Here is a 9,663-nt window from a genome sequence, read left to right on the forward strand (position 1 = left end):
GTGCGCACCGGATCGCTGCCGCCGTTCTGGGTCAGCACCTTGCGCAGGCGGCCCACATGCACATCCACGGTCCGGGTGTCGACATAGATGTCGCGCCCCCAGACCCGGTCCAGCAGCATGTCACGCGACCAGACCCGGCCGGGCTTTTCCATGAACGTCGTGAGCAGGCGAAACTCGGTCGGGCCCAGCTTCAGCTGAATATCACCGCGTGTCACGCGATGCGTCTCGGCGTCCAGCACGATATCGTCATAGGTCAGCACCTGACCGACACTTGCCGGGCGGACCCGGCGCAACTGGGTGCGGACGCGCGCCATCAATTCGGAAACCGAGTAGGGCTTGACCACATAATCATCCGCACCCGTTTCAAGCCCGCGCACCTTGTCGACCTCTTCTGACCGCGCCGAGAGCATGATGATCGGGATGCGCGCGGTTTCCGGCTTGATCTTGAGACGGCGACACACCTCGATCCCCGACAGGTTCGGCATCATCCAGTCCAGCACGATCACATCGGGCGTATCCTCGTCGACGCAGACAAGCCCGTCTTCGCCATTCTCGGCACGGCTGACGCGAAATCCTTCCGCCTCCAGATTGTAGGCCAGAACCTCGCGCTGGGCGGCCTCGTCCTCGACAATCAGAACATGAGGTTGCTGTGCCATCGGATCAGTCTGTGTTCGTGACATAGGCCGTCTTGTCACCCTTCGGGCGCGCGTCCTCGGGGACGTGACCGGTGACGAGGTAGATGATCTGTTCGGCCATATTGGTCGTCAAGTCGCCCATGCGCTCGATATTCTTGGCCATGAAATGCAGGTGCATGCAGGCCGTGATATTGCGCGGGTCTTCCATCATGAAGGTCAGAAACTCGCGGAAGAGCGCATTGTACATCTCGTCCACATCCTGATCGCGCTGGCGGACATCCTCGGCCAGCGACACGTCGCTGCGCACATAGGCATCAAGGGTCTGCTGCAACATCTGCTCGACTTCGCGGGCCATCCGGCGCAGCGCCCCGTCCGAGCCATAGACAGGCCCCATCTCGGCGATCACACTGGTGCGTTTGGCGATATTCTTTGCGTAATCGCCGATGCGTTCCAGCGAAGCGGCAAGCCGCAGGACGGTCAGCACAGTGCGCAGGTCTTTCGAAACCGGTGCGCGCAGGGCGATCAGGCGGGCGGCCTCTTCGTTGATCTGCTCTTCCAGCGCATCGATGACCCTGTCGCCCTCGCGCACCTCTTCGGCCATTTCGACATCACGCTGCGACAGTGACAATGCGGCCTTGCGGATCGCCTCTTCGACCAGACCGCCCATGCGGACGATCAGTGTCGTGACCCCTTCCAGATCGCGGTCGAAGGCCGAAGAAATATGCTGGTCGATCATCATGTTGGCTCCTTATCCGATCCGGCCTGAAATGTAACTTTCGGTCCGCGGATCCTGTGGGTTGGTGAAAATCTTGTCGGTTTCATCATATTCGACGAGGCTGCCGAGATGGAAGAAAGCGGTCTTCTGGCTGACCCGCGCCGCCTGCTGCATCGAATGGGTCACGATCACCACCGAGAAGCTTTGCCGCAGCTCGTCGATCAGTTCTTCCACCTGGGCCGTCGCGATCGGATCCAGCGCCGAGCATGGCTCGTCCATCAAAAGCACCTCTGGCGCGGTGGCGATGGCGCGGGCAATGCACAGGCGCTGCTGCTGGCCACCCGAAAGGCCGGTGCCGGGCGATTGCAGCCGGTCCTTGACCTCGTTCCACAAGGCGGCCTTGCGCAGCGACTGTTCGACGATCTCGTCCAGGGCCGCCTTGGTCCCGGCCAGACCGTGAATCTTGGGGCCATAGGCGACGTTGTCATAGATCGACTTGGGGAAGGGGTTGGGCTTTTGAAAGACCATGCCGACCTTGGCGCGCAGCTGGACCGCGTCGACCTTCGGGTCGTAGATATCCTCACCGTCGATCCGGATATCGCCCTCGACGCGGGCGATATCGATGGTGTCGTTCATCCGGTTGAGACACCGCAGGAATGTGGACTTGCCGCATCCCGAGGGGCCGATAAAGGCCGTGACGGTCTTGTGGTCGATGTCGACATCCACATCCTTGATGGCATGGGTGGTGCCATAGTAGACCTGCACGCCACGCGCCTGAATTTTCAGATCCTGCATCGTCTCCATCTTGCGATCCCCCGGTGTCAAGTCGTCCATCATCTTGCGCCCTGTCTACCCGTTTTGCGGTGCCGGTTGCACGCGATGATGTGCAGAACCCATCACGCAGACCGCCCGACCGATGTTACCGCCCCATGATCCTTGATCATAGGCCGGATCGGCCCTGCCCTGCCCGTCCGGTTCCGATATCGAACATGACACCCCGACATTTCCGGCGAAAGCCCTTGCACTGACGACACCGGGGCGCGACCGCGACCCCGGACCGGTCTTATAGGCAAGGCTTTCAAAGCTTTTGTGACGTCGATGAAAAGGTTTTGCGGACAACGGCTAGACAGGCAAGAAGACGGATACTTCCGTTCCTTGGCCAAGCTCGCTCCGGATTTCCAGACGGCCGCGATGCCGGTTGATGATATGCTTGACAATCGCAAGGCCAAGGCCCGTCCCCCCGACCTCGCGCGAGCGATGGTTGTCGACGCGGTAGAACCTTTCGGTCAGACGCGCGATGTGATGCGAGGCGATCCCCTCGCCCTTGTCGGCGACGATCACCTGCACCGCCTCGCCCCGCAACCGCATGTTCATGACCCGTGGCAGCAGCCGGACAACGATCTCGCCGCCCGAGGCACCGTATTTGATGCCGTTCTCGACGAGGTTGGTGAAGACCTGCACCAATTGGCCCGCGTCCCCGGGCACCATTTCATCACTGGCCATCAGGTCCAGCACCACGGTGACGCCTGCATCCGCCGCTTGCGGTTCCAGCCCCTTGATGACCGAGGACAGCAAGGCGGCAAGATCGACGTATTGACGCGGGCGGATACGTTCCTCCTCTTCCACACGGCTGAGAGACAACAGGTCGTCGACCAGCCTTGTCATCCTGTTCGCCTCATGGGCCATGATCCCCAGAAAGCGATCACGGGCCGCAGCGTCGTCACGGGCCGCCCCCCCCAGGGTTTCGATGAAGCCCAGCAGGGCCGTCAGCGGTGTTCGTAACTCATGGCTGACGTTCGCCACGAAATCGCGCCGCATCTGGCCCGCTTCTTCGGCGGCGGTCTGATCCTCGAAGGTCAGCAGGATGTCGTCGCCAGCCGGGGCGATGACGACGCGGTAGTGGGTATCCTTGGCGCCGTCGCGGCCGGTATAGCGCACAAGCCGTCGCGCACGCATCGTCCGCGCCTCGCCCACGGCCTCGAGGATGGCCGGTTGGCGCAGCGCGGTGATGAAGTGACGCCCGACCAGATTGGGGCCCAGAATCACGCCAATCGCCTCGTTGGCCGCGCGGACACGTTCGTCCGGTCCGATCAGTATGACCGGCCCCGGGAAGGCATCGATGATGGAAGCGATTTTTTCATCACTCATGGCATTCGGCGGCTTTTGTTTCTCTGACGGGGTAGCCTGCGACATTGTTGCAGGCCCTTTGCCCCGCATAGAGCCCAAATCATCGACCGGCAACCTTTTCAATCAATTACCAGATATGTTATGCAACTTACAGGATAGTTGGAAGAGAGCGATGTCGAACGTCGCGAAGGCAGGCAATTTCATTACCAAAGGTCGCAACGTCTCTATGCGCATACTTATCATTGGTGATGTCTCCAGATGGGCCACCGAAGGTCGCGACATCACCGATACCGAAGATGTCACCTATGCGGGCGTGGATGACATCACGCGTGATCTGCTGCTGTCGCATGATCCGGATATCGTCCTGTCCCCACTTGTCGCGGACAGTTTCGATGCCCTGGATGTCGCGGCCATCCTGGACGAAGCGCGGTTTGGCGGACGCTACCTTGCCGTGTCCGATCCGACGATCGCCAAGGCCGTCATCATGGCCGAGATCGCACAGATCGCACCGGACCTCGACTTCGATGTCATCGAGATCAAATGACCGTCAGGTCGTTCGCGAAACGGGTGGCGTTTTCCTGATAATGCAGGGCGGACAGGCGCAGGCGCGCGATGGCTGCGGCATCGAGCTCGCGCACGATCTTCCCCGGTGATCCCATCACAAGTGACCCTGCGGGAATGGTCTTGCCCTCGGTGATCAAGGCCCCTGCCCCGATCAGACAGTTCTCGCCGATGACGGCGCCGTTCAGCACCGTCGCACCCATGCCGATCAGGCTGTTGTCGCCGATCGTGCAGCCGTGCAGCATCGCCTTGTGACCGATGGTGCAGCCTGCCCCGATCACCAGCGGAAAGCCGATGTCGGTATGCAGCACACAGTTTTCCTGCACATTGCTGCCCGCCCCGATCTGGATGTTCTCGTTGTCGCCGCGGATCGTGGTGCCGAACCAGACGGACGATTTTTCCGCCAGCGTCACGTCGCCGACGATATGGCACCCCGGCGCGATCCATGCGCCATCTGCAACCTGCGGTGTTTTGTCGCCAAGCCGGTAGAGTGTCATATCAATTCTCCGAATTGTGCTTCCAAGGCGCGGACCTGACCGACAAGTTGCGGCTGCCGGTGCCGTCGCAGCCGTTCGGCGCGGACGATGGTGATCAGATCGGCCGCCGTGCGTTCCAGATCCTCGTTCACCAGAACATAGTCGTATTCCGCCCAATGCCGGATTTCCTCGATGCTCTTTTGCATCCGCCCCGCGATGACCGCCTCACTGTCCTGCCCGCGCGCCACAAGGCGGCGATGCAACTCGGTCAGCGAGGGCGGCAGGATGAAGATCGACAGGACGTTTTCGGCCAGCGACGAGTTGTTGATCTGCTGCGCGCCCTGCCAGTCGATATCGAAAAGCACATCTCGGCCGCTTTCGATGGCCTCTTGAACCGGACCCTTGGGCGAGCCGTAGTGATTTCCGAAGACCTCGGCATGTTCCAGCATGTCCGCCTCTGCGACCATCGCGAAAAACCGGTCCTTGCTGACGAAATAATAGTCCTTGCCGTCAACCTCACCCGGGCGGGGCGCGCGCGTTGTGGCAGAGACCGAGAATTGCAGCGTGTCATCCCAGGCGCGCAGACGTTTCGCCAGCGTGGATTTGCCCGCACCCGAAGGGGACGACAGAATGATCAGAAGTCCGCGTCTTGCCACCGTCATCACTCCACGTTCTGAATCTGCTCGCGCATCTGGTCGATCACCGCCTTGAGGTCGAGCCCGATCGCCGTCAGGGCCGCCGCCTGCGCCTTGGAACACAATGTATTCGCTTCGCGATTGAACTCTTGCGCGAGGAAATCCAGCTTGCGGCCGGACGGTTTGTCATCCTCCAGCAGCGCCCTTGCCGCAGCGACATGCGCCTTGAGACGGTCAATCTCTTCGGTGACGTCGGATTTGACAGCCAGCAGGGCCAGTTCCTGCGCGATCCGTGCCTCGTCGATCTCGGCCACATCGTCAAGAACCCGCCGCAGAGCCTTCGTCAGCGCCTCTTTCTGTTGCGGGGCCCGCGCGGCGGCGGCCTCTTCGGCGGCCGCAACCAAGCTGGCGATCTGCGCCAGTTGCCCCTGCAAGATCGCGCGCAGGGCGTCCCCTTCGCTTTCACGCATCGCCACGAAATCCGCCAGCACATGCGCGAAATCGGCGGTCAGGGTCTTTGTCAAACGCGCGGAATCATCGTCGGGCTTCTGCGCAACCATGATCCCGCGCTGCGCCAAGACGTCCGAGGCTGTCGGCTGCGCCAGTGTCACACCAAGGGCAAAGGCGCGTTCCTGGATCTGGTCCAGCGCCCTGAGCACAGCGTCCAGATGGCCCTCGTCGATGGCAAGTGGCTGGGCTGTTTCTTCGCGCGTGATCCGCAGATTGACCGCGACACTTCCGCGCGCCAGCGCCGATGTCAGTGCCGTGCGCATCGCCTGTTCCAGCCCCGGCAATCCTTCGGGGACCCGCAGCCGCAGATCGAGACCCCGCGCATTGACCCCGCGCATGTCCCAGACCCATGAAACCGCGCCAGTGGCGCCTGTCCGGCTGGCGAATGCGGTCATGGATTGGATCATCGGCGTTCCTTTGGTCTGTTGGAAGGCACCTACTGGAAAATGCCCGCGCAGGGCAAGGCTGCCGGAACGGCATTAACCATTTAACGCTTTGTTAAGTGATCATCCGCGAAGATTTTGCTAAAAATGTCTGCGTGAAGGGGTCGGCGAAACAGCCGGTCGTGTAGAGGGAACAAGTAAATGCAGCGTTTTGGCGATCATTCCAATCTTCATGGGCAGTGCGATGCGCTGGCGCATCCGCACCTTCTGACGCTCGAGGCCTATTGGCAGAAACTGCGCGAGGCAGGCGATATCCCCGCGCGGACCGATCTCAACCCTGCAAGGATCGAGCATGTGCTGCCCTATACTTTCATCCTGCAGCGCGTCGCGGCCGGAACGGCACGGTTTCGTGTTGCGGGACAGCGGCTGCATGATCTGCTGAAGATGGATCCACGCGGGATGCCGTTTTCCACCCTCTTCGATCAGGACTGCCACAGCGATGTGCGGCATGTGATCGAGGCGGTCTGTGCCGACCCCGCAATCATCGGGTTGCAGGTCCGGTCCGCCGCCACGCTGCTGCGCCCTTCGCTGGAGGGATCGGTGCTTTTGCTGCCGATGCGGGACACCTCTGGCCAGATGTCGCGGATCCTCGGGGCGATCGTCACACCTAACACCACATCACACAAACCACGTCGCTTTGCGATCCGAAACGATCTGCCGCGCCGCCATGACCGCTTGGGTGCGCCCCGGCCAGAGCTTGTCAGCCTGATGCCCCACCTCGTCCGGCCAAGCGAAAGGCCGGACGCAGCCCTGCGCCCGGCCCTCAAGCTGGTCGTCAATAACGGCTGATCAGCCCGCCTTGGCCTGCGTCATGCCCACGCGGCGTGCGGACAGCTCTTCGGCGACAAGGAAAGCGAGTTCCAGCGACTGCGAGGCGTTCAGGCGTGGATCACAGGCCGTGTGATAGCGCGACGACAGATCTTCATCCGTCACCGCGCGCACACCACCGGTGCATTCGGTCACGTCCTTGCCCGTCATCTCGAAATGCACACCACCGGGGATCGTGCCTTCGGCGTTGTGGATCGCAAAGAATTCCTTCACCTCGCGCAACACGCTCTCGAAAGGCCGCGTCTTGTAGCCGGACGAGGATTTGATCGTATTGCCGTGCATCGCGTCACAGGACCAGACGACATTCGCCCCCTCTTCCTGCACCGCCTTGATCAGGCGCGGCAGATGCTCGCCCACGGTCCCTGCACCGAATCGCGCGATCAGCGTCAGACGGCCCGGCTCGTTTTTCGGGTTCAGCGCCGCCATCAACGCCTTGAGATGCCCGCTGGTCATGCTCGGCCCGCATTTGAGACCGATGGGGTTCAGAACGCCCTTGCAGAATTCCACATGCGCCCCGTCGGGCTGGCGCGTCCGGTCGCCGATCCAGATCATGTGACCGGATCCCGCCAGCCAATTGCCAGAGGTCGAGTCGCGCCGGCACAGCGCCTCTTCATATTCCAGCAACAGCGCCTCGTGGCTGGTGTAGAAATCGACCGTCTGAAGCTCGTGGTTGGTGGCCGATGTCAAACCCGCCGCTTCCATGAAGTCCAGCGTATCACTGATCCGCGAGGCCATATCGCTGTATTTCTTCACCTCGTTGGCGTCGGTGAAGCCCAGCGTCCATTTGTGGACCTGATGGACATCGGCGAACCCGCCTGTCGAAAATGCCCGCAGCAGGTTCAGCGTCGCCGCGGCCTGAAGATAGGCCTGCAGCATCCGTTCAGGGTCCGGGTTCCGGCTTTCGGCGGTGAAATCGAAGCCGTTGATGATGTCGCCGCGATAGCTGGGCAGTTCCACGCCGTTGATGGTCTCGGTCGGGGCCGAGCGCGGCTTGGCCATCTGGCCCGCCATCCGCCCGACCTTGACCACCGGCACCTTGGCGCCATAGGTCAGGACCATCGCCATCTGCAGCAGGACCTTGAAGGTATCGCGGATGCCATCGGCTGCGAATTCGGCAAAGCTTTCCGCACAATCCCCACCCTGCAGCAAGAAGGCCTCGCCACGGCTGACAGCGCCAAGCTGCTGTTTCAACTTGCGTGCCTCACCGGCGAAAACCAGTGGTGGATAGCTGGCAAGACGGGCCTCGACAGCGTTCAGAGCGGCTGCGTCGGTATACTCCGGCATCTGAACCCGTGGCTTGTTGCGCCAGTCAGATTTTTGCCATTCGGTCATGGTCTCGCTCCATCTTCGGATCGGTTTAGCGGTATCAGGGCTTGCGTATAGCGCGACGGGCGGACGGGGCCAATGCCAAAAACCACTCTCTGTTTGCGCCATCGCATGTCGTCAAGTGACACTTCAGACTTGCGAAGGACGCCCAAAGCTGGTGTGGTCTTCGGACGATCAATCCGAGACCGCGAAGATGAATATCGACCCACAGATCGTCGACGTCGCAACCACGGGCAAACCGCGCCGGTTCGTGTTTGTCCTGATGCAGCAATTCACCATGCTCAGCTTTGCAGCCGCGATCGAAAGCCTGCGGATTGCGAACCGCACCGCGGGCAAGACGCTTTATCGGTGGACGATTCTGTCCGAAGACGGGCAAGAGGCGGTCTGTTCGAACGGCTGTGTCTTCCGCGTCGATGGCGATCTGGGCGAGATGGAGCGTGAGGATACGATCCTGATGTGCGGCGGGATCGACGTGCAGAAGGCCACCACCAAGCGGATCCTCAACTGGCTGCGCCGCGAGGCACGGCGCGGTGTGACCATCGGCGGACTTTGCACGGCGGGTTACACGCTGGCCAAGGCCGGGCTGCTCGACAACAAGAAGGCAACCATTCACTGGGAAAATCAGGACAGCTTCGCCGAGGAATTCGAAGAAGTCACCCTGACCAAATCCGTCTTTGTCGTCGATGGAAACCGCATGACGACGGCGGGCGGCACCTCTTCCATCGATCTGATGATCAAGATCATCGCGGATGACCATGGTGAGGACCTCGCGAATGCGGTGGCCGATATCCTGATCTATTCGTCGATCCGCACCGATCAGGACACCCAGCGCCTGTCCATCCCCACGCGGATCGGCGTGCGCCATCCCAAGCTCAGCCGCGTCATCCAGATGATGGAACAGAATATCGAAGACCCGATCAGCCCCGCGACACTGGCCAAAGAGGTCGGCATGTCGACGCGGCAACTCGAACGGCTGTTCCGGCGCTATCTGTCGCGCAGTCCAAAGCGATACTACATGGAACTGCGCCTGCAAAAGGCCCGCAACCTGCTGATGCAGACGGATATGACGGTGATCAACGTGGCACTGGCCTGCGGCTTTGCCTCGCCTTCGCATTTCTCGAAATGCTACCGGTCGCATTACGACACCACACCTTACCGCGAGCGGGGCAGTCACGCCTCGCGGCTTTCGGTCTGAATTCGCGTTCCGGTTGCAAGACCCCGCCGCAGAGACGCCACGAACCGCCACCGATGCCCCTATTAAGGTAAAATGCCTGCCAAACACGCACCATTAGGCCATTTGGCTTGGCGTTCGCGCTTTCCTTTTGGAAACGGACTGATAAATTGGCCGACAGGATAAAAATATCCAACTTGGGAGAATGACATGAAGAACCTACTTTTGGCGACCTC

Annotated in this window: 11 protein-coding genes; 3 read left to right on the forward strand and 8 right to left on the reverse strand. The window is 61.2% G+C overall.

Annotation, left to right across the window (positions count from 1 at the left end):
• The 4 genes from phoB to V7N12_RS11410 all read right to left on the reverse strand — a co-directional run.
• On the reverse strand, positions 1-656 hold a 656-nt coding region (gene phoB / locus V7N12_RS11395; RefSeq protein ID WP_333714690.1), incomplete at its 3' end, for a phosphate regulon transcriptional regulator PhoB.
• Positions 657-660: 4 nt separating this feature from the next.
• Complete coding sequence (gene phoU / locus V7N12_RS11400; RefSeq protein WP_443089961.1) at positions 661-1,374, reverse strand: phosphate signaling complex protein PhoU; 714 nt, start codon at positions 1,372-1,374, stop codon at positions 661-663.
• Positions 1,375-1,383: 9 nt separating this feature from the next.
• Positions 1,384-2,145 carry a phosphate ABC transporter ATP-binding protein PstB gene (pstB, locus tag V7N12_RS11405; protein ID WP_333714700.1) on the reverse strand — a complete coding sequence of 254 codons (762 nt, stop codon included), beginning with the start codon at positions 2,143-2,145 and terminating at the stop codon, positions 1,384-1,386.
• 327 nt (positions 2,146-2,472) lie between these two features.
• Positions 2,473-3,498: a sensor histidine kinase gene (locus V7N12_RS11410; protein WP_333714691.1), complete on the reverse strand. Its 1,026-nt coding sequence runs from the start codon at positions 3,496-3,498 to the stop codon at positions 2,473-2,475.
• Here V7N12_RS11410 and V7N12_RS11415 point away from each other — a divergent pair.
• On the forward strand, positions 3,473-4,021 hold the full coding sequence (locus V7N12_RS11415) for a hypothetical protein (protein ID WP_333714692.1): 549 nt from the start codon (positions 3,473-3,475) through the stop codon (positions 4,019-4,021). The two genes, V7N12_RS11410 and V7N12_RS11415, sit on opposite strands and share 26 nt — an antisense overlap.
• On the opposite strand, the gene V7N12_RS11420 is transcribed toward V7N12_RS11415, so the two are convergent.
• From V7N12_RS11420 to V7N12_RS11430, 3 genes are read right to left on the reverse strand one after another with little or no spacing between them, the layout of a single operon-like run.
• On the reverse strand, positions 4,014-4,535 hold the full coding sequence (locus tag V7N12_RS11420) for a gamma carbonic anhydrase family protein (protein ID WP_333714693.1): 522 nt from the start codon (positions 4,533-4,535) through the stop codon (positions 4,014-4,016). The two genes, V7N12_RS11415 and V7N12_RS11420, sit on opposite strands and share 8 nt — an antisense overlap.
• On the reverse strand, positions 4,532-5,176 hold the full coding sequence (gene gmk, locus V7N12_RS11425) for a guanylate kinase (protein ID WP_333714694.1): 645 nt from the start codon (positions 5,174-5,176) through the stop codon (positions 4,532-4,534). The genes V7N12_RS11420 and gmk overlap by 4 nt, the downstream gene beginning before the upstream one ends.
• Positions 5,176-6,066: a YicC/YloC family endoribonuclease gene (locus V7N12_RS11430; RefSeq protein WP_333714695.1), complete on the reverse strand. Its 891-nt coding sequence runs from the start codon at positions 6,064-6,066 to the stop codon at positions 5,176-5,178. The genes gmk and V7N12_RS11430 overlap by 1 nt, the downstream gene beginning before the upstream one ends.
• A 177-nt stretch (positions 6,067-6,243) precedes the next feature.
• Between V7N12_RS11430 and V7N12_RS11435 the strand changes: the two genes are divergently transcribed.
• Positions 6,244-6,891: a PAS domain-containing protein gene (locus tag V7N12_RS11435; RefSeq protein ID WP_333714696.1), complete on the forward strand. Its 648-nt coding sequence runs from the start codon at positions 6,244-6,246 to the stop codon at positions 6,889-6,891.
• Here the strand turns inward: V7N12_RS11435 and V7N12_RS11440 are convergent, their stop codons facing one another.
• A complete protein-coding gene (locus V7N12_RS11440; protein ID WP_333714697.1) occupies positions 6,892-8,262 on the reverse strand; it encodes a class II 3-deoxy-7-phosphoheptulonate synthase in 1,371 nt (456 codons plus the stop codon).
• A gap of 187 nt (positions 8,263-8,449) precedes the next feature.
• Between V7N12_RS11440 and V7N12_RS11445 the strand changes: the two genes are divergently transcribed.
• Positions 8,450-9,451, forward strand: coding sequence for a GlxA family transcriptional regulator (locus V7N12_RS11445; RefSeq protein ID WP_333714698.1), 1,002 nt, complete (start codon positions 8,450-8,452; stop codon positions 9,449-9,451).
• Positions 9,452-9,663 lie beyond the last annotated feature (212 nt).

This window comes from Yoonia sp. (assembly GCF_036770585.1).
Lineage (GTDB): Bacteria > Pseudomonadota > Alphaproteobacteria > Rhodobacterales > Rhodobacteraceae > Yoonia.